Source organism: Nocardia sp. NPDC056611, from assembly GCF_042792755.1.
Classification (GTDB): domain Bacteria; phylum Actinomycetota; class Actinomycetes; order Mycobacteriales; family Mycobacteriaceae; genus Nocardia.
This window is the reverse complement of the sequence record NZ_JBHTVV010000001.1, coordinates 831439-856209: the sequence shown is the minus strand read 5'-3', so window position 1 is coordinate 856209 and position 24771 is coordinate 831439. Positions and strand designations below refer to the sequence as shown.

Annotated in this window: 26 protein-coding genes; 13 read left to right on the top strand and 13 right to left on the bottom strand. The window is 69.4% G+C overall.

Features of this window, described 5'->3' with window-relative positions; translation table 11 throughout:
* Nucleotides 1-423 precede the first annotated feature (423 nt).
* Genes ACFRAQ_RS03930 through ACFRAQ_RS03920 form a run of 3 tightly spaced genes read right to left on the bottom strand, consistent with a single transcriptional unit; the run spans nt 424 to nt 3149 of the window.
* Nucleotides 424-1980, bottom strand: a complete 1557-nt coding sequence (locus tag ACFRAQ_RS03930) for an FAD-binding protein (protein WP_379093798.1) — start codon at nt 1978-1980, stop codon at nt 424-426.
* Nucleotides 1981-2031: 51 nt separating this feature from the next.
* Entirely contained in the window at nt 2032-2298 is a 267-nt protein-coding gene (locus ACFRAQ_RS03925) for a hypothetical protein (protein ID WP_357091388.1), read from the bottom strand.
* Complete coding sequence (locus ACFRAQ_RS03920; protein WP_379093795.1) at nt 2295-3149, bottom strand: PHP domain-containing protein; 855 nt, start codon at nt 3147-3149, stop codon at nt 2295-2297. The genes ACFRAQ_RS03925 and ACFRAQ_RS03920 overlap by 4 nt, the downstream gene beginning before the upstream one ends.
* 62 nt (nt 3150-3211) lie before the next feature.
* Here ACFRAQ_RS03920 and corA point away from each other — a divergent pair, with 62 nt between their 5' ends.
* The gene (gene corA, locus ACFRAQ_RS03915) at nt 3212-4288 is read left to right on the top strand and encodes a magnesium/cobalt transporter CorA (RefSeq protein ID WP_379093792.1); all 1077 of its coding nucleotides are present in this window, start codon (nt 3212-3214) and stop codon (nt 4286-4288) included.
* Nucleotides 4289-4304: 16 nt separating this feature from the next.
* On the opposite strand, the gene ACFRAQ_RS03910 is transcribed toward corA, so the two are convergent.
* Genes ACFRAQ_RS03910 through ACFRAQ_RS03900 form a run of 3 tightly spaced genes read right to left on the bottom strand, consistent with a single transcriptional unit; the run spans nt 4305 to nt 6366 of the window.
* Nucleotides 4305-4880, bottom strand: a complete 576-nt coding sequence (locus ACFRAQ_RS03910; protein WP_379093789.1) for a suppressor of fused domain protein — start codon at nt 4878-4880, stop codon at nt 4305-4307.
* Nucleotides 4881-4884: 4 nt separating this feature from the next.
* A complete protein-coding gene (locus ACFRAQ_RS03905; RefSeq protein WP_357091391.1) occupies nt 4885-5379 on the bottom strand; it encodes a general stress protein in 495 nt (164 codons plus the stop codon).
* 51 nt (nt 5380-5430) lie between these two features.
* Nucleotides 5431-6366, bottom strand: coding sequence for an HpcH/HpaI aldolase/citrate lyase family protein (locus ACFRAQ_RS03900; RefSeq protein ID WP_379093786.1), 936 nt, complete (start codon nt 6364-6366; stop codon nt 5431-5433).
* A gap of 61 nt (nt 6367-6427) precedes the next feature.
* On the opposite strand from ACFRAQ_RS03900, the gene ACFRAQ_RS03895 reads away from it, so the two are divergent.
* The 9 genes from ACFRAQ_RS03895 (at nt 6428) to ACFRAQ_RS03855 (ending at nt 14902) form a co-directional block, all read left to right on the top strand.
* Nucleotides 6428-7753 (top strand): magnesium transporter MgtE N-terminal domain-containing protein, encoded by a 1326-nt coding sequence (locus ACFRAQ_RS03895; protein ID WP_379093783.1) that lies wholly within the window; start codon nt 6428-6430, stop codon nt 7751-7753.
* Complete coding sequence (locus ACFRAQ_RS03890) at nt 7750-8337, top strand: DUF1003 domain-containing protein (protein WP_379093780.1); 588 nt, start codon at nt 7750-7752, stop codon at nt 8335-8337. The genes ACFRAQ_RS03895 and ACFRAQ_RS03890 overlap by 4 nt, the downstream gene beginning before the upstream one ends.
* A gap of 156 nt (nt 8338-8493) precedes the next feature.
* Entirely contained in the window at nt 8494-9930 is a 1437-nt protein-coding gene (locus ACFRAQ_RS03885) for a lytic transglycosylase (RefSeq protein WP_379093777.1), read from the top strand.
* Nucleotides 9931-10106: 176 nt separating this feature from the next.
* Nucleotides 10107-10976 (top strand): lytic transglycosylase domain-containing protein, encoded by an 870-nt coding sequence (locus ACFRAQ_RS03880; protein ID WP_379093774.1) that lies wholly within the window; start codon nt 10107-10109, stop codon nt 10974-10976.
* Between the two features lie 71 nt (nt 10977-11047).
* Complete coding sequence (locus tag ACFRAQ_RS03875; protein ID WP_379093771.1) at nt 11048-12184, top strand: Mrp/NBP35 family ATP-binding protein; 1137 nt, start codon at nt 11048-11050, stop codon at nt 12182-12184.
* An 83-nt stretch (nt 12185-12267) separates the two neighbouring features.
* Complete coding sequence (locus ACFRAQ_RS03870) at nt 12268-12654, top strand: DivIVA domain-containing protein (RefSeq protein ID WP_379093768.1); 387 nt, start codon at nt 12268-12270, stop codon at nt 12652-12654.
* Nucleotides 12651-13223 (top strand): DNA-3-methyladenine glycosylase I, encoded by a 573-nt coding sequence (locus ACFRAQ_RS03865; protein WP_379093765.1) that lies wholly within the window; start codon nt 12651-12653, stop codon nt 13221-13223. Before ACFRAQ_RS03870 ends, ACFRAQ_RS03865 begins: the two co-directional genes overlap by 4 nt.
* A 165-nt stretch (nt 13224-13388) precedes the next feature.
* Nucleotides 13389-13556 carry a DUF3117 domain-containing protein gene (locus ACFRAQ_RS03860; protein WP_083869218.1) on the top strand — a complete coding sequence of 56 codons (168 nt, stop codon included), beginning with the start codon at nt 13389-13391 and terminating at the stop codon, nt 13554-13556.
* Between the two features lie 62 nt (nt 13557-13618).
* A complete protein-coding gene (locus tag ACFRAQ_RS03855; protein WP_379093760.1) occupies nt 13619-14902 on the top strand; it encodes a methyltransferase domain-containing protein in 1284 nt (427 codons plus the stop codon).
* A 34-nt stretch (nt 14903-14936) separates the two neighbouring features.
* On the opposite strand, the gene ACFRAQ_RS03850 is transcribed toward ACFRAQ_RS03855, so the two are convergent.
* Nucleotides 14937-15848 (bottom strand): LysR family transcriptional regulator, encoded by a 912-nt coding sequence (locus tag ACFRAQ_RS03850; RefSeq protein ID WP_379093757.1) that lies wholly within the window; start codon nt 15846-15848, stop codon nt 14937-14939.
* Between the two features lie 69 nt (nt 15849-15917).
* Between ACFRAQ_RS03850 and ACFRAQ_RS03845 the strand changes: the two genes are divergently transcribed.
* The gene (locus tag ACFRAQ_RS03845) at nt 15918-16421 is read left to right on the top strand and encodes a GNAT family N-acetyltransferase (protein WP_379093754.1); all 504 of its coding nucleotides are present in this window, start codon (nt 15918-15920) and stop codon (nt 16419-16421) included.
* Nucleotide 16422: 1 nt separating this feature from the next.
* Here ACFRAQ_RS03845 and glgA read toward each other — a convergent pair whose 3' ends face one another.
* On the bottom strand, nt 16423-17592 hold the full coding sequence (glgA, locus tag ACFRAQ_RS03840; protein ID WP_379095789.1) for a glycogen synthase: 1170 nt from the start codon (nt 17590-17592) through the stop codon (nt 16423-16425).
* 220 nt (nt 17593-17812) lie between these two features.
* Here glgA and glgC point away from each other — a divergent pair, with 220 nt between their 5' ends.
* Both glgC and ACFRAQ_RS03830 read left to right on the top strand, forming a co-directional pair.
* Entirely contained in the window at nt 17813-19027 is a 1215-nt protein-coding gene (glgC, locus tag ACFRAQ_RS03835; protein ID WP_379093751.1) for a glucose-1-phosphate adenylyltransferase, read from the top strand.
* 98 nt (nt 19028-19125) lie between these two features.
* Nucleotides 19126-20316 carry a hypothetical protein gene (locus ACFRAQ_RS03830; protein WP_379093749.1) on the top strand — a complete coding sequence of 397 codons (1191 nt, stop codon included), beginning with the start codon at nt 19126-19128 and terminating at the stop codon, nt 20314-20316.
* An 18-nt stretch (nt 20317-20334) separates the two neighbouring features.
* On the opposite strand, the gene ACFRAQ_RS03825 is transcribed toward ACFRAQ_RS03830, so the two are convergent.
* The 5 genes from ACFRAQ_RS03825 to ACFRAQ_RS03805 all read right to left on the bottom strand — a co-directional run bounded on the left by ACFRAQ_RS03825 (nt 20335) and on the right by ACFRAQ_RS03805 (nt 24654).
* Entirely contained in the window at nt 20335-20832 is a 498-nt protein-coding gene (locus ACFRAQ_RS03825; RefSeq protein WP_379093746.1) for a hypothetical protein, read from the bottom strand.
* 100 nt (nt 20833-20932) lie between these two features.
* Nucleotides 20933-21169, bottom strand: coding sequence for a hypothetical protein (locus tag ACFRAQ_RS03820; protein ID WP_379093743.1), 237 nt, complete (start codon nt 21167-21169; stop codon nt 20933-20935).
* 214 nt (nt 21170-21383) lie between these two features.
* A complete protein-coding gene (locus ACFRAQ_RS03815; protein WP_379093740.1) occupies nt 21384-23045 on the bottom strand; it encodes an ABC transporter permease in 1662 nt (553 codons plus the stop codon).
* Entirely contained in the window at nt 23042-23977 is a 936-nt protein-coding gene (locus ACFRAQ_RS03810) for an ATP-binding cassette domain-containing protein (RefSeq protein ID WP_379093737.1), read from the bottom strand. The genes ACFRAQ_RS03815 and ACFRAQ_RS03810 overlap by 4 nt, the downstream gene beginning before the upstream one ends.
* A 41-nt stretch (nt 23978-24018) precedes the next feature.
* Nucleotides 24019-24654, bottom strand: a complete 636-nt coding sequence (locus ACFRAQ_RS03805) for a TetR family transcriptional regulator (protein ID WP_379093734.1) — start codon at nt 24652-24654, stop codon at nt 24019-24021.
* Nucleotides 24655-24771: the final 117 nt, after the last annotated feature.

The window sequence follows — 24771 nt, the reverse complement described above, 5'->3', positions numbered from 1 at the left end:
GTTCGGTAATAGCTGTTTTTATGGTTTCGGTGCTCATATATATCTTTTCGCCGTGACGGAATGGTCGACGGCGGCACAGATCGTCGAGCGAGAACCGGAGGGGTGTGTCCGGACGAGACAGTCGGGGTGATCCCGGGTGAACCCGCGAGTCGGAGTTCGTGATCACCGAGTGTCCCGGGCCGGGCGGTGGCTGCGGCCGGGATCGGCCCATTCTGCCAGTCGCTGCGACGGGGTGCCAAATCGACCCCGGGTCCGTCGCGTCGCCTCACCATCGTTGAAGAGTAAGTCAGCCGCGTCACGCGCAGGTGAACGGAAACTCGCTGGTGGGAACCCGAACTCGGAGAACTGTCACAACCCGGTCGCGGGGACGGTTGTGAGGTTGTCAACGGGACTGTTCGACTGATCAGTAACCTACCGCCCGGTTCACGCCGGCGCCGCCTCGGCTACCACGGGTTGCGGTCGGACCCACACGGATTCGAGACCGCCGGAGAGCAACCGTACCCGCCAGTCACTTCCCGCGCCGGGGTGGTCGGTACGCCGATGCATTCCCCGGGTCTCGGTCCGGGCCAGCGCCGAATATTTCGTCCAGCGCGCCACCGCGAGCAGCGCCGCGGCCTGCCGGGCCCACAACCGATCGGGACCTTTTCCGCCCAGCGCCAACTCCGCCCCCGGCCACAGGCCGTCCAGTTCGCCGATACTGTCGCGCAGACTGCCGTCACTACGCCAGTAGCTGCGCCGCAGGGGCAGAGTGTGCTCCTGGACCAGTCCCACCACCGCGCGCGGATCCAGGCGGGACTTGTCCCCCAGGCCCACACCCGGCACCGGCCGCGCCTTGCCCAGCTTGCGCCGGGACGCCGCGAAACCGGCCGCACCGGCACCCGCCCACACCCCCGACGAGATGGACCACGCGCCGTTCTGGCCACCGAAACCGCTGACCGCGCCGGTGATCGGCTCCCGGGTGGTGACATCCCCCGCGCCGTAGAGGCCCGGCACGGTGGTGGCGCAATCCGGTCCCACCAGGCGCAATCCACCCGTACCGCGCACCGTGCCCTCCAGCACCGCGCCCATCGGCACCTGACCGGTCGGGCTCGGGCCCAGCCGCAGCAGCTCCGCGCGAACCCCCTCGGGCAGCTCGTCCAGCGCGGCATACACCCGCCGGCCATCAGCGATGGCCGCGAAAGCCTGTGCCCGGGAACCGCATCCCTGACCCCACAGCACCGACCGCGATTCGTCGTACAGGGTCGCGAAATGCATGACCTGGTCCGAGGCGAACACCGCCGACACCGGGCGACCCCCGAGCGGCCGGGAATCAGCCACCGGAGCCAGCGAATACGCGTTGGAGAACTCCATGCCCGACAGTTCGGCCCCGGCCTCCGCACCCATGAGCAGGCCGTCCCCGGTATCCACATCGGTGCCGGCGCCGCCGGAGAGGAACGCGCAGCCGCCGGTCGCCAGCACCACCGCGCGGGCGCGGACGATCCAGGTGGGCGACTCGCCGTGCAGCGCCACGCCCGCCGCGCCGGACACCACGCCGTCCTTGTCGGTGATCAGCTGCAAGGCCGGATGGTGGTCGAGGATGCGGACCCCCGCGATCACCATGCTGCGCCGCAGCCTGCCCAGATACTTCGCGCCGTCGAGGTAGACCCGCGCCGGTCGCTCCGCGTGTTCGCCCTGAAAACGGAAGCCGCCGTGCACCAGCTGGCCGACCCGCCGATGCGTCTCCTCCAGCACCCGGTACATCCAGTCCGGTTCGCCCAGCCCGCCGCCGTGCGCGAAGTTCTGCCGCACCGCCTCCTCGCGGGCCGCGCCCGACGGGATGTTCCACAGGGTGACCCCGCCCCGTGCCGTCGGCCCGCTGGATCCACAGCGGGCCTTGTCGACGACCAATACCCGCGCGCCCGCGGCGGCCGCGGCAAGGGCGGCCCAGCATCCGGCCGGGCCACCTCCCAGCACCAGCACATCGGCGTCGAATTCGGTCATAACGACAAATGTTCGACGACAGTTCAACTCGCCGCAACCGTTATGCGTATTTCAATTCCACCACTGCGCCCACAGCAGATATCCCGCTATCCCGAAAACTACCAAGCATCCGAAAAAAGCGGCAAAACCTTGACGTCTATCCGCATAAATCTGGGCGGCGACAACCGCGAGCGCGGCGGCCACATGCCATGTCACCGACTCCGCTCCGGGGCCCGGAAAACCGCGGCGAGCACCGATGCTCGCGGCCCCGGCGACCGTGACCGCCAGCACCACCGTACCCCCGGCGACGATCCCGCTCAGACCCCGGAACACCTTCACGCGGTGATCACCGGAACCCCACTGGCTTTGCCCACAATTTCCTCGAATTGTGTTGGGTCGGTGGTGAATTCACCGAGCCGAATGGTCTTGTTGGCGCCGTGGTAGTCGGAGGATCCGGTGGTCAGCAGCCCCAGCTCCGCGGCCAGCCCGCGCAGCACCGCACGGTCGGCCTCGCTGTGATCGATGTGGTCGATCTCCAGACCGCCCAACCCGAACTCGGTCAGCTCGCGAATGTGGTCCAGCGCCAGCAGCCGCCCCCGCTTGCGGGCGCGCGGATGCGCCACCACCGACACCCCGCCCGCCGACGCCACCATCTCGACCGCGCGCCGCAGCGGCGTGTCGGCCTTCTCGACGTAGTACCGGCCGTGCGGGGCCAGCAGATCCTGGAACGCGGCGTCCACCGTCTGCACCACGCCCGCGGCCACCAGCGCCCGGGCCAGATGCGGCCGGCCCGCCGACGGGCCCACCGAGGCCATCACTTCCTCCGGATCGATGGGCAGGCCGTCCGCGGCCATCTGCTCGGCCATGGCGCGCAACCGCACCACCCGCTCGGCGCGCAGCCGCTCCCGCTCCTGCGCGAAGGACTCGTCGGTCGGATCGAACAGGTAGGCCAGCAGGTGCACCGGCACCGGGTAACCGTCCTCGCCGAGCCCCACACACGACATCTCCATGCCCCGGACCAGCGTCAAACCCGGCGGCAGGGCGCCGACGGCCTCGGCCCAGCCGGAGGTGGTGTCATGGTCGGTGAGGGCCACCACGTCGAGACCGGCGGCGGCAGCCTTCGCGATCAGTTCGGCCGGGGTGTCCGTGCCGTCGGACGCGTTGGAATGGGTGTGGAGATCGATGCGCACCCCACCTATCTTGCCTGCGGCGCACACGATCACCCCGACCCGGGACGATTAGCATCGTTGATGTGTCCTCCTTACCGCCGCTGCCCTCGTTCCACTGGCCCGGGCGGCCCGGCGAACCGGTGCCCGCCACACCGGCCGCACCGCACGGCGCGATCGTCGACTGCGCCGTCTACGTGGACGGACAGCGGCTGTGGGACCGGTGCACCTACAAGAACGCCCTCGCCGAAGTGCGCGAACGCAAGGCGGGCTTCGTCTGGCTGGGTCTGCTCGAGCCCGGCAAGGAGCTGATGACCGACGTCGCCGAGACCTTCGGCCTGCACTCGCTGGCTGCCGAGGACGCGGTGCACGCCCACCAGCGTCCGAAACTCGAACGCTACGACGACATCCTGTTCCTGGTCATGCGCACCGTGCAGTACCTCGAGCACGAGCTCAAAACCGTCGCCGAGATCGTCGATACCGGCGAGATCATGGTCTTCACCGGACCCGACTTCGTCATCACCGTGCGCCACGGCGAGCACGGCGGGCTGGCCGGACTGCGGAAAGACCTGGAAGCCGACCCCGCGCAACTCGCGCTCGGCCCGGGCGCGGTGCTGCACGCGGTAGCCGACCACGTCGTCGACACCTATGTCACCGTCACCGCCGATATCGAGGAAGACGTCGACGCCATGGAGGAAGAGGTCTTCACCCCCGCCAACAAACTCCAGATCGAGGCGATCTACCAGCTCAAACGCGAAGTGGTGGAACTACGCCGAGCCGTGAAGCCCCTACAGCTACCCCTGCAGGTGCTCACCCACGACACCACCCTGCCCCTGCCCAAGGAGATTCGGCGCTACCTGCGCGACGTCACCGACCACCACACCGCGGTCACCGAGCAGATCCTCGACTTCAACGAATCCCTCAGCGCCCTCATCAATGCCGCGCTGGCCAAGGTGAGCGTCCAGCAGAACACGGACATGCGCAAGATCTCGGCGTGGGCGGCCATGGCCGCGGTGCCGACCGCCATCGCGGGGATCTACGGCATGAATTTCGATTTCCTACCGGAGCTCCGATGGCACTACGGCTATCCCATCGTGATCGGTGTCATGGTGCTGCTGTGCACGATGCTCTACGTGAATTTCCGTCGGAACAAATGGCTTTGAGCAACCCCGCGGCGCGCTAGAGGGTCGCCGCCGGACGGGCCGGGTCGCGGACGTCGATGCCCGCCTCGGCCCACGCGTCGCGCAGCGCCGCCGCGCCGCGGATGCGCACCCACGCCGCCTCGGTCGCCGTGATCGGCGCGACCGTCAGGAAGCGCACCGGGTCCGCGGGATCGGGCAGCACCACCTCCGGGATCTCGCTGTCGCCCAGCAGGACTGCCGTGAACGGCGCGTTGGCCCAGATCGGCTCGCCCAGGTCCAGCAGCGCGTCCGCCTGCAGCACAACGCCTTCGACCGCGGGCGCGGCCACCAGCACGCCGAGGGTCCGGGTCAGCCCCGAACCCGCCCCCGCGCCGCCGCGCAGGGTCAGCACCAGCTCCGCGCGCGGGCCCCGGACCGGATCGGCCAGCGCCGCCGCCGGATCGGTCATCGGATGCCGGGAGCCGCCCAACGTCGAGTAGTGCACGAACTCGCCGTCCGGGATGCGCAGGATGTCGATGGGCTCCAGACCCAGGAACGTCACCGACGCCGCGTCCGCGGACTCCACCCCGAAGTGACCGAGCACCGCGGCCCGGACCTTGTCCAATACCTCCATCGATTCAGATGGCCAGTCTGGCGAGCATGTCGCGCGCCTGCTCGGCGGTCTTCGGATCGCACAGCACGTCGTAACGGCCCGCCACCAACTGCATGGTGGAGGCGAAGTCGCGCTGGCCCCGGGTCGCCGCGTACGGGATGGACGCGGAGATGAGACCGAAGATGATGCCGCCGACCAGGCCGACCACCAGCGGGCCCAGGGTGCCGCCGGTGGTGAACATGCTCAGCAGCAAGCCTAGGAACAGGCCCAGCCAGGCGCCCGAAACCATGCCGCCGCCAATGACTTTGCCCCAGGTCAGCCGGTACAGCACGCGCTCGACCTGCATGAGGTCGACACCGACGATGGTCACGCCCTCCACCGGGAACTGGTTGTCGGCCAGATAGTCGACCGACCGCTGCGCCTCCGCGTAGGTTGGGTAGGAGCCGATCGGCCAGCCCGATGGCGGCGTCGGCAGGGCGGGCTGCCGGCCCCGGCTCGCATTCCCCATGGGATTCGTCATGACTCCATCATGCTATTTCCGGCCGACACCTGCCCGATCGCCGGGCCGGATTCACAGAGCTCGCGCAGTTCGCGCCATGCCGGCGGCCCGACCTTTGTCAGCGATCACCTGAGCCATCTTGGCGCTGGCCTCGTCGATCATCTCGTCCCCGAGCATCACCGCGCCACGCGCGCCGCCCTCGGCGGAGGTGTGGAAGGCGTACGCGGCGAGGATCTCCTCGGCCCGGTCGTAATCGGCCTGGCGCGGGCTGAAGATCTCGTTGCACGCGGTGATCTGGTCCGGGTGCAGCACCCACTTGCCGTCGAATCCCAGTGCCGCCGTGCGGGCGGCGTTGCGGCGGAAGCCGTCGATATCGCGAACCGCCAGGTAGGGGCCGTCGATGGCCTGCAGGCCGTGGGCGCGGGCCGCGAGCAGGATCGTCATATAGATGTGGTGATAGGCGTCGCCGGGCTCGTAGCCCTCGGGCTGCTCACCCACCACGAGGGTGCGCATATTGATCGAGGCCATGAAGTCGGCCGGGCCGAACACCAGGGTCTGGACCCGCGGGCTCGCGGTGGCGATGGCGTCGATATTGCGCAGGCCCAGGGCGTTCTCGATCTGCGGTTCGATGCCGATCCGCCCGACCGGCAGGCCGTTGGCCTTCTCCAGCTGGGTCAGCAACAGGTCCAGCGCCCGCACCTGGCCGGCGTCGGTGACCTTGGGCAACAGGATGGCGTCGAGCTCGGAGCCCGCGCCCTCCACCACCGTGATGACATCGGCGTAGGTGTACGCGGTGGTCCAGTCGTTGACCCGGACCACGCGGATCTGGGAACCCCAGCCGCCGGAATTGAGGGCCGCCACGATATTCGCCCGCGCGGCCGCCTTCGCCGCCGGTGCGACCGCGTCCTCGAGATCCAGGAACACCTCGTCGGCGCCCAGCCCCTTGGCCTTCTCGATCATGCGCGGGTTACTGCCGGGTACGGCCAGCACCGATCGGCGCGATGTCATGGGTCACTCCTTCTCGTGGCGCGGCGTTTCGGACGCGCTGGACCCACTAGCCTTATCAAACATGGCAGCGACGAAGGTTTTCGCCGCCCGGTTGGCGGGCTTGGTGGTACTGGGACCGGACGGCGAGTCTATCGGCCGCGTCCGCGACATCGTGATCTCCATCCGATACGACCGGCAGCAGCCCCGGGTACTGGGCGTTCTCGTCGAACTGCCCACCCGGAAGCGGATTTTCGTGCCCATGCTGCGGGTGCAGGCCATCGAACCCGGCGCGATCACCCTCACCACCGGAACCATCAGTGTGCGCCGCTTCGAGCAGCGGCCGGGCGAACTGCTGGCCATCGCACAGATTCTCGACTCCACCGTGCGCGTCGCCGACCCCGAACTCGAACATCTGGCGGGCGTGGACGTGGTGGTGGTCGACCTCGGCATCGACAAGGGCCGCACCCGCGACTGGGTGGTGTCGCGGGTCGCGGTCCGCGAACGCCGCCGCCTCGGTGTGGGTTTCGGCCGCCGCGGCGCGGTGCACGTGGTCGACTGGGCGCAGGTGCGCGGGCTCACCCAGACCGAACTGAACATGCCCGGTCAGGACGTCACCCAGCTGCTGGGACAGTTCGAGGGCATGCGGGCCGCCGACGTCGCGCACATGCTGCGGGAACTGCCGCTCAAGCGCCGCATCGAGGTGTCCGCGGCCTTCGACGACGAACGCCTCGCCGACGTGGTCCAGGAGCTGCCCGAGAACGACCAGGTGGAACTGCTCGAGCAGCTCGGCGTGGAACGCGCCGCCGACCTGCTCGAGGCCATGGACCCCGACGACGCGGCCGACCTGCTGGGCGAACTGCCCGCGGGCGAGGCGGAATCGCTGCTGGCGCTGATGGATCCGGAGGATTCCGAACCGGTCCGCCGCCTGCTCGAGCACGCGCCCTACACCGCGGGCGGTCTGATGACCCCGGACGCGGTGGTGCTGACCGCCTCCACCACCGTCGCCGAGGCGCTGGCCCGGATCCGAGATCCCGAGCTCACCCCGGCGCTGGCGTCCATGGCCTTCGTGGTGCGCCCGCCCACCGCCACCCCGACCGGCCGGTACCTGGGCTGCGTGCACTTCCAGCAACTACTGCGGGAACCGCCGGCCAACCTGGTCGGCGGCATCGTGGACACCGATCTGGTGCAGCTGCGCCCCGATGCCCCGCTCACCGCGGTCACCCGATATTTCGCCACCTACAACCTGGTGTGCGGACCGGTGGTGGACGCGGAGAATCATCTCTTGGGCGCCGTCAGCGTCGACGACGTGCTCGACCACCTGCTCCCCGAGGACTGGCGTGAGCAGGACGAGGACAATCACGACGTGCACGGGATGCCTGTGATCGAAGGGACGGGAGGCCGCTCATGAGCGAACGGCTCGACAAATCCAGTGCGCGCCAACGCCTGGAGACGCCCCTCGAGAATCGCTTCCGCGGCTTGGACTGGGACGCCGAGGCACTCGCGGTCACCAGCGAGCGGATCGCCCGATTCCTGGGCACCGGCCGCTATCTGGTGATCCAGACCGTCATCGTGGTGGTGTGGATCCTGCTCAACGTGTTCGCGCTGCGGCTGCAGTGGGACCCGTACCCGTTCATCCTGTTGAACCTCGCGTTCTCCACCCAGGCCGCCTACGCCGCGCCGCTGATCCTGCTGGCGCAGAACCGGCAGGACAACCGCGACCGCGTCTCGCTCGAGGAGGATCGGACCCGAGCGGCCCAGACGAAGGCCGACACCGAGTTCCTGGCAAGGGAGCTGGCCGCCCTGCGACTCGCCGTGGGTGAGGTCGCCACGCGCGACTACGTGCGCAGGGAACTGGACGATATCAAGGAAACCCTGGTCAGATTGGAGAAACTGGCCGCCGACGGGGAGATCGTCCAGTCGCGGAAAGCAAAGAAGGGTACCGAGCGAAAGGCCAACGAGGTCGCGATTTCGGCACAGAAAGATGGCGACTGACCACAGAAGTTGTACCGAACAAGCTGACTCATGGGTAACCTGGATCACGTTGTTCCGAGCGACCGACCCAGACACTGCCGCAGCACACGTGTCACCACGGGGCTCCGGCCGCACGACTGAGGGGATTGTGTGGTGGCGAAGAGAATTTCTGCTCCGGTGACAGCGTCTGCGCTGTTGATAGCGGGCCTGGTCACCGCCGGTTCCGCCACCAACACGACGGTCCACCCCGTCGCCCCGCAGGCCGCGCCCGACGCCTTGCTCGCGGCCTCCGCCGCGACCAACGCGAGTCTGAACACGCCTGTGGACACGCCGTCGGATCGGCTGGTCGGACTGGTGCCGGCGGCTCCGGAGGCGCCCCGCAAACTCAGCGCAATGACCCCGCCCGCGGACGGCATGCCGCTCTTCGGCGGCACCGTCCCGCTGCGCGACATCGCCCTGCCCGGCGGCGGCGGCCTGCTCGGCATCCCGGAGATCGTGCTGGCCGCCTACCGCAATGCCGAACTGGCGCTGCAGTCTTCGGACCCCAACTGCCATCTGCCGTGGTACCTGCTGGCCGGTATCGGCCGCATCGAGTCCAACCACGCCAACAACGGCCGCACCGACGCCGCGGGCACCACGGTGACCCCGATCTACGGTCCGGCGCTGGACGGGACACTGCCCGGCAACGAGATCATCAAGGCCGCCGACGGCAAGTACGTGCGCGCCGTCGGGCCCATGCAGTTCCTGCCCAGCACCTGGTCGCTGTACGCCGCCAACGGAAAGGGCAGCGGCACGCCCGATCCCAACAACGTCTTCGACGCCGCGCTGGCGGCCGGGAAGTACCTGTGCTCGGGCGGCCTGGATCTGGCCGACTCGCAGCAGCAGCTGCGGGCGGTGCTGCGCTACAACAATTCGATCTCCTACGCGGCCAATGTGCTCAGCTGGGCCAACGCCTACCGGACCGGCGGCGCGCCGCAGCAGGTGAGCATCTCGCCGGATCTGGTGCCCAACAACTACGTTCCGGTCAACGGCCCGGACATCACGGTGGCCTCCACCACAATTCCGGCCGGACCCGCGCCGGAGGGCACCCAGCAGACGGTCGTGACCACCACGCCCGGCGCGACCCAGGTGATGATCACCATCGCGGGCCTGCCGCCGATCCCCTGCGGCATCTTCTGCCCGGCCACCCCGGCCGTGCCCGCCAATCCCTGTGAGCAGGTGGCGGTTCCGGCGCCGGCGCCGGATCAGAAGCCCGCCGACGCGGCCACCGACCCGGCCGCCGAGGATCCGGCCAAGCCCGCCGACGCGCAGCCCGCCGACCAGAAGCTGGGCCCCGACGGCAAGCCGTTGCCCAAGGATCAGCCCATCATCACCACCTGCACCGCGCCGGTGCAGCAGGCCGAGAACAAGCCGCAGGATCAGCCGCAGCAGGGTGTCCAGCAACCGCAGGACCAGCAAACGGTGACGCCGTCCAAGACGCCGGAGGCGCAGCCGCAGCCGCCCGCGGACGCCGCCCCGGAGGCCGTCGATCCGACCACTCCGGCGCCCGGCATCACGCTGCCGTTCGGCATCACGATCCCGCTCCCGGCTCCGGCCCCCGCGCCGGTTCCGTAACGAAGGTGTGATTCGCGAGTTTCGGCGCGTCGCTCCGGAACTCGCGTTTGACTAGGCATTCCTTCAAAACCTGAAAGTTGATCACGAAGATGTAACAAGAAGGTCTCGGATGAGGTAATGTGACCTGTGTTGCATCTCCCCGGTATCAACCGATGGCAATGGAGGGTCACCACACAGTGGGTCGTCACCGTAAACCCCCGGTCCCCAGAGTTCGTCGTGGATCGGTCATCGCATTGACCGGGCTCGTGCCCGCAGGGCTCGCCACAGTTACCGGAGCGGGTGATGGCCACATCACCGACAAGCTCGCGGCAACCTTCCAGCACCAGTTCGGCGGCGACGAAGACCAGCTACCCGCACCGGAGGCGGCCCCGCCCGCCGCCCCTGCCCCCGAACCCCTCCTGCACGAGGCCAAACAGGTTGCGCCCGTGGGCCCGCCGGAGATCAAGTCCGTCGCGCTGCCCGAGGGCCGGGTGCCCGCCGCCCGCGCCGCCGGACCGCTCGGGATGCCCGGCATCGCCCACGACGCCTACCAGAACGCCGAACACGTGCTGGCCGTGGAGAACCCGACCTGCAACATGCCGTGGAACCTGCTGGCCGGCATCGGCCGGGTGGAATCCACGCACGGCTTCGGCGGCAAGGTCGACGAGGACGGCAATCCGCTGCAGCCCATCTACGGCCCGGTGCTCGACGGAAGCCTCTACGGCAACAACGTCATCCAGACCTCCGACGGCGGTGACCTGGACGGCCTGTCCGGCAGCTACCGCCGCGCCGTCGGGCCCATGCAGTTCCTGCCCGAGACCTGGCGCAAGTACGCGGCCGACGGCAACGGGGACGGCATCGCCGATCCGCAGAACATCTACGACGCCACGCTCACCGCGGGCAAGTACCTGTGCTCGGGCGGCCTCGACATGCGTGACCCGGGCCAGCAGACGCGGGCCATCCTGCGCTACAACAACTCGATGGCCTACGTCGCCAACGTGATGGCGTGGGAGACCGCGTACGGCTCCGGCATGGCTCCCTCGGCCGCCGCCCTCCCCCGCATCTGACACCCGCCCCGCATCTGACATGAGTGTGCCCCGCATCGGGGCGCGAAACCGGCGCTCCTAGACTTGGGCCCATGCCAGTGGTTACGGAATCGGATGTGCGGGGCGCGCTCGCGAAGGTGAACGACCCGGAGATCCGGAAACCGATCACCGAGCTGGGCATGGTGAAGAGCGTCGACGTCGGCGCGGATGGCGCGGTCAAGGTCGTGATCTACCTGACCACCTCGGCGTGCCCGATGAAATCCGCCATCCAGGAACGGGTCACGAAGGCCGTCAACGACGTGCCCGGAGTCGGCGCCGTCAGCGTCGACCTGGACGTGATGAACGACGAGCAGCGCACCGAGCTGCGCCGCAAGCTGCGCGGTGACGCCGCCGAGCCGGTCATCCCGTTCGCCCAGCCCGGATCGCTCACCCGCGTGTACGCGGTCGCCTCCGGCAAGGGTGGCGTCGGAAAGTCCTCGGTCACCGTGAATCTCGCCGCCGCCATGGCCGCGAAGGGCCTCTCGGTGGGTGTGCTCGACGCCGACATCTACGGCCACAGCGTGCCGCGCATGCTGGGCACCGAGCAGCGGCCCACCCAGGTCGAGCGGATGATCATGCCGCCCATCGCGCACGACGTGAAGGTCATCTCGATCTCCATGTTCACCCAGGGCAACACGCCCGTGGTGTGGCGCGGCCCGATGCTGCACCGCGCGCTGCAGCAGTTCCTGGCCGACGTCTTCTGGGGCGACCTCGACATCCTGCTGCTGGACCTGCCGCCGGGCACCGGCGACGTGGCCATCTCGCTGGCCCAGCTGATCCCCAATGCCGAGATCCTGGTCGTCACCACCCCGCAGCTGGCCGCCGCCGAGGTCGCCGAGCGCGCGGGCAGCATCGCCCTGCAGACCCGGCAGCGCATCGCGGGCGTCATCGAGAACATGTCCTGGCTGGATCTGCCGGACGGCTCGCGCATGGAGCTGTACGGCTCGGGCGGCGGTCAGACCGTGGCCGACAACCTGACCCGCACCATCGGCGCGAATGTGCCGCTGCTGGGCCAGATCCCGATCGAGCAGCAGCTGCGTGAGGCCGGCGACGAGGGCACCCCGATCGTGCTGCGCGCGCCCGAGAGCCCCTCGGGCAAGGCGCTGCTGGACATCGCCGAGAAGCTCTCGGTCCGCCGCCGCGGCCTGGCGGGCATGTCGCTGTCCATCGACACCACCCGCCACCTGTAGCGAAGGGGCCGTGCGGAATTCGACGGCCGAATTCCGCCGGGGTGTGGGCAGCCGCCCGCGACGGTGACCCCTAAGCTCGGGGCATGCTCACCATGCTGCTGTACGTGCTGATCGTCGGACTGGTCGCCGCCCTGCTGTTCCTGGTGGCCAGTGCGATCTTCGGGCGGTCCGAGGAGCTCGGGCCGCTGCCGGAGGGCACCACGGTCACCGTGCTGCCCGTGGCGGGCATCAGCGGGACCGATGTGCGGGCGCTGCGCTTCCAGCAGGTGTTCCGGGGGTACAAGGCCGGTGAGGTCGACTGGGCGTTGACCCGGCTCGCCGCCCGCATCGACGAACTCGAGGGTGAGCTGGCGCGGGCGACGGCCCCGGCGGACGCGCCCGAGGAGACGCCACGCCCGGAGGGCGAACGGGAAGTTCCCGAAGTGCTGACGGCCGATCCCGCCGAGCCGGGCCCCGAGGCCACTCGATGACCGTGCCCGTGGAATCCGACGGACGAATTCGGTGCGGCTGGTCGGAGGGTTCGCAGCTGTACCGGGAATACCACGATCAGGAGTGGGGTCGCCCGCTGCACGGCGATGACGCGCTGTTCGAACGGGTGTGCCTGGAGGCCTTCCAATCGGGGCTGGCGTGGATCACGATTCTGCGCAAGCGGCCCGCGTTCCGGGCGGCATTCGCGGGCTTCTCCATCGAGCGGGTGGCGGGCTTCGGAGAGGCCGATGTGGAACGCCTGCTGACCGATCCGGGCATTGTTCGCAATCGAGCCAAAATCGAGGCCAGCGTCCACAATGCGCGGGTTGCCCGGGATCTCGACGAGAGTCTCGACACGCTGCTCTGGAGCTTTGCCCCGGCCCCACGGAAGCGGCCTCGGAAAATGTCCGATGTGCCCGCTGTCACGCCCGAATCCACCGCTCTCGCAAAAGAACTCAAGCGGCGCGGGTTCAAATTCGTGGGACCCACCACGGCGTACGCACTCATGCAAGCGACAGGGATGGTAGACGATCACATCGCCGATTGCTGGGTGAATGTGGGGACACGCTGAACGCCACGTCGGTCGGTTTTTGGAACTCAGGTACCCGCCCCGATCCGCGATAGGGAAGAATGGGCAAGGTGTAGCCCGCCACATACCGGCGGGCTGCCTGGTTGGTGACAACTGGAGTTCCATGAAAGTGCGCAGCAGACCGCGCAGATCTGGAGGGAGCAGAGGATGGCGGCCATGAAGCCCCGCACCGGGGACGGTCCCCTCGAGGCAACCAAGGAAGGGCGTGGAATCGTGATGCGGGTTCCACTCGAGGGTGGCGGGCGTCTGGTCGTCGAGCTCACGCCGGATGAAGCCGCGGCGCTCGGTGACGAACTCGTCAAGGTCACCAGCTGATCGCTGCCGGTGAGCCCAACCCGGGGGCTCCTCCCCGGAGCCCCCGGCTTACCGGTATCGCGGTGAACGACAACACACAGCACCCCATAGTCGGCACGGACCAGCCCTCCCCCGCGGATCGGCTTCTGGCCTGCGCCGACCTGCTGGCCTGCCCACAGTGCGGCCACCCCCTGACGGCCGGCGTCGACCCGGCTGCCGACGACTCGCCGACCCGAACCCTGCGCTGCCGGCTCGGCCACAGCTACGACCTGGCCAAACAGGGCTACGTCAGCCTCCTCACCGGCGCGTCCACCAAGATGACCGGCGACACCCCGGCCATGCTCGACGCCCGCGCCGCCTTCCAATCCGCCGGCCACTTCGCCCCGATCGCCGCCGCCCTGGCCGCCGCGATCGCGACGCCCCTGCCCGGCCGCGCTGCCGACACCTCACTATTCGGAGCGGACTCGCCCCCGGCTGCCGCTGCCACCGACGCCCGACCGGCCCCACTGCGCGAGGACGGCGCGGCGACCCCCACCGCCCTCCGCAATTCCGGCACCGACTCGGCATCCCGCCATCATCGAGCCCGCGCCGGTATCGCCACGCCCGGAATGTCGGTCGCCACGGCCTCCGCCGCACGACTGGCCGCCACGCTCCTGTCCGGCGAGACGGCCGCGACGGGCGGCGGGCGCGCCGAGGCCCCCGGCACGCCGGAGAGTCCGGTCGGCAGCCGATCCTGGGCGGGGCCGGACCCCGCGGCGGAATCGCCGACGCCCGTTCGGACCGAAGCGGCCGATCGCGGTCTCGCGGTCCTCGAGATAGGCGCGGGCACCGGCTACTACGTGGCCGCGGTACTGGACGCGCTGCCCGGAGCCCGCGGCATCGCCCTGGATGTGTCGAAGGCAGCTGCCCGTCGGGCGGCTCGGGCGCATGTGCGGGCGGGGTCGGTGCTGGCGGACGCGTGGCGTGGGCTGCCCGTGCCCGACGGGGTGATGAGCGCGGTCGTGTCGGTGTTCGCGCCACGGAACGCGGACGAGGTCGCTCGGGTGCTGGCCGAGGGCGGGCGGTTCGTGGTGGTGACTCCGACCTCGAGGCATCTGCGGGAGCTGATCGAGCCGCTGGGGATGGTGAGCGTGGACGCGGCCAAGGAGGATCGGCTCGCCGAATCCCTCGGGGAGCGTTTCGAGCTGGTGGGGCGCGAGGCTGTCGAATACACGATGTCGCTCACGCACGAGGATGTGGCGCGAGTGGTGGCGATGGGACCGTCGGCGTTCCACGGGGACGAGGGCCGGGCCGAAGCTGTTGCGGCACTGCCCGATCCGGTGGCGGTGACCGCTTCCGTGACGGTCTCGGCGTACCGGCCACGCTGAGCCGGGCCGACCCGGTCCCGGAAGAGTGTGGCGCTCAAGGCTGTTCGCGCGGCGCGGCCGGGCGGTTCGGGAGCAGGGCGAGCAGATTGTGGACCAGCGGCCGGTCGTCGCCCACGCGGGTCGCGGTGTAGATGGTGGTGGCGGCTTCGGTTCCGGTCAGAGGGATGATGCGGACCGAGTCGGGGGCGGTGAAGGTGGCGCTGCGCGGGGCGATGGTGATGCCGAGGCCCGCGGCAACCAGGTAGAGGATGATCGTCCAGTTGGTGGCTTCCTGGACTATGCGGGGCCGGCGGCCGTATTCCAGGAGCGGGGTGAGGTTCTTCTCGTAGGCGAGTTCGCCTGCCGCGCGGGGGAAGAAGACCACGGGGTGGTCGGCGAGTTCGGCGCCGGTCAGGGTGGGGCGGGCGGCGGCGGGGTGGTCGGCGGGCAGGACCGCTACGAACGGTTCGGTGATGAGCGGGGTGGTGACCGTGCCGGGCTGGTCGTCGGGGTCGCGGACGATGGCCATGTCCAGGGTGCCGGAGGCGAGGCGGGCCATCAGGTGGCTGGTGAAGCCTTCGGTCAGGTCGACGTGGACGACGGGGAAGCGTTCACGGAATTCGCGGACGCCGCGCAGGGGTTCGAGGGGCAGGACCGAGGGGACGAAGCCGAGGTGCAGGGTGCCCTGGCCGCCCTGGCCGATGCGGATCACCTCGGCGAGGTCGCGGTCGGCGTGGCCGAGCAGGGCGGCGGCGCGGTCGCGCAGCACGATCCCGGCCGGGGTGAGGGCGACGGTGCGGGAGGTGCGGTCGAAGAGCCGGGTGCCGAGCAGGGTTTCCAGGCGCTGGATCTGCTGGGTGAGGGCGGGCTGGGCGATGTGCAGGCGGGCCGCGGCGCGCCCGAAGTGCAGTTCCTCGGCGACGGCCTGGAAATACCGCAGGTGCCGCAACTCCACCCCAGTGTTCATAAGCTGATGATATCGATCGCAGCTATCAAGTATTGGACGTTATGGTTCGAAGTCCGACATGCTTTCGGGGTGACGCAGCAGATGGACGCCGAAGCCCCCGAGCTCGATTCGATCGTGGTCGCACCGATGGCCGGACCCGAGGACGCGCGCGCCTTCCGGGACCTGAATCTGGAGTGGATCGAGGCCTTCTTCACGGTCGAGGCCGCCGACCTGGCCACCCTCGACAATGCCGAAGCCATCGTCGCGAACGGCGGCGAGGTGCTCATCGCCCGGCTGGACGGTGCGGCCGTCGGCTGCGTGGCCCTGGTCCAGGAGCATCCGGGAGTCTTCGAACTGTCGAAAATGGCTGTGTCGCCGCGCTTCCGGGGCCGGGGCATCGGCCGCGTGGTGTTGCGGGAGGCCATCGACCGGGCCCGCGAGCTGGGTGCGAAGCAGTTCTTCCTGGCCAGCAATGCCCGCCTGGCGAGCGCCGTGCACCTCTACGAGTCGATGGGTTTCGTCCACGTCCCGCCGTCGGAGTTGCCGCCCAGCCCCTACGGCCGCGCCGACGTGTTCATGCGCTACCCGCTCTGATTCAGCCCTTGCGAACCTGGTCGTAGATCCGCGCGGTGCGGGCCGCGATCTGCGTCCAGTCGAAGTGGTCGATGGCCCGGACCCGCCCGGCCGTCCCCATGGCGGCGGCGGTGACGGGGTCGGCGGCCACCAGGTTGACGGCCCGGGCCAGGCCGCGTTCGTAGTCGTGGGGCGCGTGCTCGTCGTAGTGGACCAGCCGCCCGGTCTCCCCTTCGGCCACCACCTCCGGAATGCCGCCGACGTCGGAGGCGACCACGGCGGTCCCGCAGGCCATGGCCTCCAGGTTCACGATGCCCAGCGGCTCGTACACCGACGGGCACACGAAAACCGTTGCGGCGGCGAGCACCTGCCGGACCAGTTCGGTCGGCAGCATCTCCTTGATCCAGAACACCCCGTCGCGGTCGTCGCGCAGCGCGCGGACCGCGGTCGCCACCTCCGCCTCCATGGCTGGGGTGTCGGCGGCGCCGGCCAGCAGGACGAGCTGGATGTCGGGGTCCAGGTGCCGGGCGGCGGCCAGCAGATGCGGCACGCCCTTCTGCCGGGTGATGCGCCCGACGAAGGCGGCGATCGGCCGGTCCTGTGACACGCCGAGTTCGGTGAGCACGTCACGGGAGCCGAGCGCGGGCCCGCCCGGATGCCAGACCCGGGCGTCGATGCCGTTGTGCACCACGTGGACCTTCCCGGGGTCGATGTCGGGATAGGCGTCGAGGACGTCGGCCCGCATGCCCGCGCTGACCGCGATCACGGCGTCGGCGTAGGTCACGGCATTGTGCTCGGACCACGACGAAAGCCGGTAGCCGCCGCCGAGCTGTTCGGCCTTCCACGGCCGCCGCGGTTCCAGCGAATGCGCGGTCAGCACGTGCGGAATCCCGTACAGCTGCGCGGCCAGATGCCCGGCCAGCCCGGTGTACCAGGTGTGCGAGTGCACCACGTCGGCGAAGCTCGCGGCGTCGGCCATCCGCAACTGCGCCGACATCATCTGGACGGCGGAGTTGGCGGCGAAGAGCATCGGATCCGGTTGGTGCACCACCGCATCCGTGCGCGCGACCCCCATGCAGTGCACGGTCACGTCGCACAGTTCCCGCAGCCTGGGCACCAGTTCGGTGACGTGCACCCCCGCCCCGCCGTACACCTCGGGCGGGTATTCACGGGTCATCATGGCCACTCGCAGTCCACGAGGTGCTCTGTCCATGGCCTCCGCTCCGCTCCGGCTGTCCGCGGCCCTCTAAGGCTCGGTGTCTCTCATCCCCGGGTGTTCATCGCGACGTGTGCACGGGTCCAACGTAAACGCTCGCTGTGGAACCATCCAATCGACGTGGCCAGCAAGATCGCGATGAACACGGCACATGCTGGACATTCCACGTTCGGGTGCACCCGGTAGTTTCAGTGGTGTGAGGAGCCAGCCGCACGTACTCGGGATCGTGCTCGCCGGTGGCGAGGGCAAGCGACTCTTTCCGCTCACCAAGGACCGCGCCAAGCCCGCGGTGCCGTTCGGCGGCGCGTACCGGCTCATCGACTTCGTGCTGTCGAATCTGGTGAACGCCGGTTACCTGCGGATTTGTGTTCTGACGCAGTACAAGTCGCATTCCCTGGACCGGCACATCTCGCAGACCTGGCGATTGTCGGGGTTCGGCGGGGAGTACATCACCCCGGTGCCGGCGCAGCAGCGGCTGGGGCCGCGCTGGTACACCGGCTCGGCGGACGCGATCATGCAGTCGCTGAACCTGATCTACGACGAGGACCCCGAGTACATCGTGGTGTTCGGCGCGGACCACGTGTACCGGATGGATCCCGAGCAGATGGTGCAGGCGCACATCGAGTCCGGGGCGGGCGTGACGGTGGCGGGCATCCGGGTGCCGCGCAGCTCGGCCAGTGCCTTCGGCTGCATCGATTCCGACGAATCCGGCCGCATCATCGGCTTTCTGGAGAAGCCGGTGCACCCGCCGGGCACCCCCGACGACCCGAACGTCACCTTCGCCTCCATGGGCAATTACGTCTTCACCACGAAGGTGCTGGTGGACGCGATCCGCGCCGATGCCGACGACAACGACTCCGACCACGACATGGGCGGCGACATCATCCCGTCCCTGGTGCGCGGCGGCGCGGCCGCGGTCTACGACTTCTCCACCAATGTGGTGCCCGGCGCGACCGACCGCAGCCGCGGCTACTGGCGTGACGTCGGCACCATCGACGCCTTCTACGACGCCCACATGGATCTGGTGTCGGTGGACCCGGTGTTCGACCTGTACAACAAGCACTGGCCGATTCGCGGTGCGGCCGAGAACCTCCCGCCCGCCAAGTTCGGCCGTGGCGGGCTGGCCCAGGAGTCGATCGTGGGCGCCGGCAGCATCCTGTCGGCGGCGACCGTCCGCAATTCGGTTCTGTTCTCCAACGTGCTGGTGGAGGACGGCGCGACGGTGGAGGGCAGCGTGCTCATGCCGGGAACCCGGATCGGCCGGGGCGCGGTGGTGCGGCACGCCATCCTGGACAAGAACGTGGTGGTGACCGAGGGCGAGATCATCGGCGTCGATCGGGAACGCGATCGGGAACGCTTCGCGGTCAGCAACGGCGGCGTCGTGACCGTGGGCAAGGGCACCTGGGTCTGATCGCGACACGGTATAGGAGTGGACAGTCGGCGGTCGTTGGCCCGAAAATCTTTCGATAGGGAGCGCTGCCGACGCAGGGCCGCGCGGGAGGGATCATCATGGGCCGTCCGGCGCGGGTCGTCACCGCACTCACCTGTCTCGCCTTGATCGCCGCATTGGCCTCCGGCTGCGGCCGTTCGGGCACCGCCGTCCCCGGCGAACTGGATGTCCGCACCCTCGACACCGGGACCTATCCGGTGAATCGCTACACCTACGACCGCAACAACGGCGGCAAGGGCGCGACGCTCGAGGGCATCCGCATGACCGCCGCGGTGGCTCCCGCGGTGAAGATCGATCCGGCATTGAACATCGGCCGCGGCGGTGCGGTGCTGGCCAGCGTCGACGATGTGCTCAATGTCAGTCACCTGGCGTCCGCGGTGAAGAACGTGCTGGTGAATCGCGGCTTCGTGGCCGGTTTCGCGGCCAGCGGCTCCGATCGTGAGGACGTCAACGACAATCCGGACCCGAACGGCACCACCATCACCACCCGCGTGCTGCGCTTCCCGACCGCGGATGCCGCGAAGCTGGCGGCCCGCGAGCTGGAGGACGCCGACTTCTCGGTGGCGTTGAACGTCAATCAGAAGCTCACCCTGCCCGACTATCCGGACGCGTACGCGCACTGGCGGCCGGGCGTGCCCACCATCGGAGTCGCGATGGCGCACAAGGATTTCGTGATCTCGCTGTTCATCCTGCGCCCCACCGCCGATCTGCAGGGCCTGCTGTCCTGGTCCAAGAAGACCCTGGACGCGGAGGTCCCGGTGCTGGACGCGTTCGCGGCCACCCCGAACGATCAGATCGCCCAGCTGCCGGTGGATCCGGATCGCCTGCTGGCCCGCACCCTGGTGATGGACCGCGACCACCGCACGGTGGATCCGGACAAGTTCGCGGTGTTCCCGGCCAACTGGCTGGTGCTGCCGTCGGATGATCTGGGGTTCTGGACCAAGCTGGTGGCCGATACCGGCGCGAGCGAGATGTCGGTCGCGGACGGCAGTTTCGTGATCCGGGTGCGCGACGCGCAGGCGGGCGCGGACCTGATGGCCGGAATGATCCGGAATCTGCAGGAGACGACCACGACCGCCGTGGACGACAAGGTGCCGGATTCCCAGTGCGTGCACCGATCCTCGGACAAGAAGCCCAGCCGCTGCTATGTCCGCTACAAGCAGTACGTGGGCGTGGCGGACGGGGCCAATGACGCCGAGGCGAAGAAGAAGGCGGTCGCGCAGTACGCGCTGCTGGCCAACAGCTTGTAGCGAATTCTGGTGCGGCGCTCAGGGCGCCGCGTCTCGGAAGCGGATGCGATCCGCGTCCAGCAGTCGCCAGGCGGCGGGCCGATGGGCGCGGTCGCCGGTGGCGGGTTCCGGCTCGGCGCAGCGGTGACATTCCGATTCCGCTACCGCGCAGTCGGTTTCACCTTCGGCTGGGCATGGCGTGGCCGCGCTGCGGGAGACGGTGTGCCGGGCCCGGGTGAGCCCGCCGCGCGGGGTGCTGTCGTCCCGGAACCGGTAGTCGCGAAAACCGAACGGCTGCAGCAGTGCTCGCAGGAACTCCGCGCCGTCGCCGGGCAGCACGGTGCGCTGCTCGCCGAGGATGTCGACGCCCTGGTGGTACCAGACCCGCGCGACCAGGCCCTCGATCGGATCCACCGCTCGGAAGGTGGCGCGGCCGTCCGCGGCGAGCCGGAATTCCGCGATGCGCCGCCACTGCCCGCCGTCGCGGAAGTACAACCCGACCACGGCCGGTACCCGCTGACCCATGGGAACCCCCACTCGTCGAACTATTCTCGTGGAGTATCCGACCGCGCTATCCGGAAACCTGGTGGGCCGCCCGGAAACCTGAAGTGCCGTCCGGAAACCTCGCGGCGACCGATCAGTTCGTGATTCCGGGTCGCATCGGGAACCCGGGCGCGGGTGTGCCGGTGCCGCAGAACGGCTGACACGAGCCCGTCGTGGTCGGCACGTAGCGGGATTCGCGGTCGTCGAATCGGGCGCCGCTCACCAGCATGAGCACCAGTAGCGCCGCGCCCAGGATGCCGCCGAAGACGACCAGTGCCGGCCACAGCCATCCCGTCGGCAGGTGCACCCCGAGGGCCAGTCCCTCGAACATCTCCCCCACCTCCTAGCGATAAATCGATCCCCTACTGGGGTACACCCCAGGCCCGGCCCGAATCCACCCCTGGACACTGCCCCTGCACCGCCACCGGTGCCCTCCCGCCATACCCGCACCGGCAGCTGATGATTCGCTGCCGGGCCGCCCGTGTGCCGGGCACGCGAACGGCCGCCCCGGATGTCCGGGGCGGCCGTTCGCGGGGCGGTCGCCGTCAGGCCGAGCGCAGGTCCCGGCGGCGGAATGCGATGAGCCCCACCGTGATCAAGGCCACGTCGACCAGCAGCAGCACCACGATCGGGGTGGCGGTGAACGCCGCGCCCGGCACCTTGGGCGCGTGCTCGAAGGGGTTCAGGTCGCGCAGCCATTGCGGCGCACCGGACAGCGAGCCGAGCAGGAACGCGGCGATGGCGGCGGTCAGCACACCCCAGGCGACGGAACTCCAGCGCGGCAGCAGCCCGAACAGGGCCACGGTGATGGCCGCGAAGGTCCACACCGCGGGCACCTGCACCAGAGCGGCGGCCAGGGTCTGCCCCAGCTTGCCGCCGACGTCCCCGGCGGCACGGCCGTAGACCAGCCCGGCGAGCCCGGCCGACGCCATCAGGGCCAGCAGCGGACCGAGCAGCCCGTACGCCAGATGCGATGCCACCCAGTGGGTTCTCGACACCGCGCCGGTGAGCAGGGTCTCGGCGTGCGCGGTGCTCTCCTCGGCGTGCAGCCGCAGCGTGGCCGACACCGCGTACGCGGCCGCGCCGACCGCGACCATGGTGAACGCGTAGTTCACCATCGCCTTCTCCAGCGAGTCCGAGCCGCCCATGCGGGTGATCAGGTCCTTGATGGTCTGGCTGGTGCCGAGCTCGTCGCCGATGCCGTGGATCACGCTGCCGATCAGCAGCCCGTACAGCCCGAGCCCGACGGTCCAGGCCAGCAGGGTGCCGCGCTGCAACCGCCACGCGAGTCCGAAGGGACCGCTCAGGGCGGCCCCGGCGCCGGCCGCGCCGGGGCGCTCGGCGATCAGGCCGGCGCCGATATCCCGGTGTGCCAGCAGGTAATACGCGGCGACGGTCAGCACCACGGTGGCGGCCAGGTGCAGCAGCAGGATGGCGAAGTGGTCGCCCGCGTACGGCCGCACCTGCAGTGACCAGCCCTGCGGCGAGAGCCAGGTGAGCGGACTGGTCGGCCCGTCTCCGGCGCGCGCGTCGCCGATGGCCCGCAGCGTGTAGGTGACGCCCAGCACCGCGAAGGCGAGCCCGCGCGCCACCCGCGCGCTCACCGACAGTTGCGCGGTGACCGTCGCGACCGAGGCGAACACGATGCCGGACGCGGCCAGCGCCAGCCCGAACGCCAGCGACCCGGCCTTCGGGACCGAAGTGCCCGCGAGACTGACGAATCCGAGCAGTCCCGTGGCCAGTGCCGCACCGTAGGTCATGATCAGCACCGCGGTGAGGCCCGCGAAGCGGCCCACCCGGGTGGCTGCCAGCAGTTCGGTGCGGCCGGTCTCCTCGTCGGCGCGGGTGTGCCGGATGACGGTGAGGATGGTGGCGATCCCGATGAGCGTGTGGAACATCCCCGCTTTCCAGATGCCCACGGCCCCCAGGTCGGTGGGGTTGTAGACGGGCCCGTACATGGCGAGCTGGGCGGGGCTGGCGAGGATGCTGGTCGCGAGGTGCGCCAGATCCTCCGGCGTGCTGTACACCTTCTCGACGCTCTTGATGTAGACGCTGCCCAGCGGCAGCGACAGCAGCAGCACCCACAGCGACAGCACGATCCGGTCGCGCCGCAGGTACAACCGCAGCAACTGGCCGGTTCCGGTGAAATCGGCTGCGCGCAGCGGTGATTCGGCGATGCGAGGTGCGGTGGCGGTGACGGCGGTCATTTCGACACCTTCTCGCGCTCGCCGGCGGGCGCGCCGCCGTCGAGCGAATAGTGGCGCAGGAACAGTTCTTCCAGGGTCGGCGGCTGGCTGACCAGGCTGCGCACCCCCGCGTCGCCCAGCACCCGGATGAGTTCGCCGAGGTGTTCGCTGTCGACCTGGCAGTGCAGGGTGCTGCCCTCCACACTGATGTCCTCGACACCGGGCACCCGGCTGAGATCGCCTGGGCTGCCGATCATCTCGGCGGTGATGGAGGTGCGCGACAGGTGCCGCATCTGCGCGAGCGTGCCGGTCTCCACGGTCTTGCCGGACCGGATGATGGTGACCCGCTGGCACAGCTTCTCGACCTCGGACAGGATGTGACTCGACAGCAGCACGGTGGTACCGCGCGCCACCGCCTCGGCCACGCATTCGCCGAATATCTGCTCCATCAACGGGTCCAGGCCCGAGGTGGGTTCGTCGAGCAGCAGCAGCCGCGCGTTCGACGAGAACGCCGACACCAGCGCCACCTTCTGCCGATTGCCCTTGGAGTAGGTGCGCGCCTTCTTGGTCGGGTCCAGCTCGTAGCGCTCGATCATTTCGGCGCGCCGGGCCTGGTCGATGCCGCCGCGCATGCGGGCCAGCAGGTCGATGGTCTCGCCGCCGGACAGCGAGGGCCACAGCGTGACATCGCCGGGCACGTAGGCGATGTCACGATGCAGAGCGACGGCGTCGGTCCACGGGTCGCGGCCCAGTACCCGGGCCTCGCCCGAGGTGCGGGACAGGATGCCGAGCAGGACGCGGATGGTGGTGGACTTCCCGGCCCCGTTCGGCCCGAGGAAGCCGTGCACCTCGCCGTGCGCGACCTCCAGGTCGAGGCCGTCCAGCGCGCGCACCTGCCCGAAGTTCTTGTGCAGGTCCCGGACTTCGATCGCCGGGCTGGCGGGAGTGGTCATCGAATCTCCTTGCAGGAAAACGATTGTGGGGAGCCGAGGGTCTATTCGGCTTGCTGTTGGAGGTAGGCGTCCAGCATCGTGCGGTCGGCCAGCAGGCCGGAGCTGTAGAGCTCGAGCGCGGGCAGCATCATGTGATCGGCGTACTCGCGCAACGCCTTCCGGTAGTCCACGGGCCCCTCGTGCTCGGCCGCGTACAGCTGCAGGAACATCATCATGCCGCCGCCGTTCTGGGTGGCGATGTAGCGCGCCATGGCCGCGATGTCGGACATGGCCCGCACGGTGCCGGACGCGATCCCGGCCCGCAGGTACAGCTCGGTGTCCTCGACCATGTGCTCGAAGAAGTTCCGCAACAGTGGCCCACCCGCCTGGAGACTGCGCATCAGGTAGGCCATCAGCGGCGCGAATTCCTCGATCTCGGCGAGCTGCCGCATCGTCGCGGTGGGTGAGGGGTCCTGGACCGACTCCAGCTTGGCGGCCTTGACGGTCGCGCGGACCTGGTCATCGCACGCCTCCCGGAGTCCGTCCTTGGACCCGAAATAGTGGATGACCAGCCCGGGGGACACTCCGGCGGCGGTGGCGATGGCACGCACGCCGACCCCGAACCCTTGTTCCCCGAACACGGTGATCGCGGCGTCGCGAATCCGCGCCCGGGTGGTCAGATCGTCGATTGAACGCACGTTCAACAGATTAAACAGTCGTTCAACGCGAGCGCAAGAGGGGCGCGGGACACATTCGGTCCGATTGGTCATCAGAGAAATCTGGCGTGCGCGTCGGGGATTTTCCGCGCGCGGAAA